The following is a 385-nucleotide window of genomic DNA, read 5'->3' as shown; positions in this document are numbered from 1 at the left end:
GACCCCGATCGAATACGAGACGATCATGACCACACCGGCCAGTCAGGCCGCGTGACCGAAACTGTCACCTATCCGTGCAGCAGACCCTAGTGCAGCTAGCGTAGCTATGTGGCTAGAAATGACGCAAAGGCAGCGGCCCGCGAAGAGGCCAAGCCGCGGTGCTGATCTATGCGGCCGCCCTGTTCTCCGAACGCGCTTCCGCGGCCACATGATTCGCGATATCGGAAACGCAACCCCACCGACGGGTACCGCATTGCATTCCCGGTGAGCTAAACCGGCGGTCTGGGCAGAATCGTCTATTCGGTTTCGAGGGCTGCGAGGACCTCGTCGGACAGGTCGACGTTGGTCCACACGTTCTGCACGTCGTCACTATCCTCGAGCGCCT

1 pseudogene is annotated in these 385 nt (G+C 61.0%); it reads right to left on the bottom strand.

Features of this window, described 5'->3' with window-relative positions:
• Nucleotides 1–296: 296 nt before the first annotated feature.
• Nucleotides 297–385 (bottom strand): annotated as a pseudogene (locus LI94_RS23605) (YebC/PmpR family DNA-binding transcriptional regulator); the annotation flags it as partial.

It is taken from the genome of Mycobacterium sp. UM_Kg27, from assembly GCF_000972905.1.
Taxonomy (GTDB): Bacteria; Actinomycetota; Actinomycetes; order Mycobacteriales; family Mycobacteriaceae; genus Mycobacterium.
Note: the sequence above shows the minus strand (reverse complement) of the source record. Positions and strands in the feature narration are given on the sequence as shown.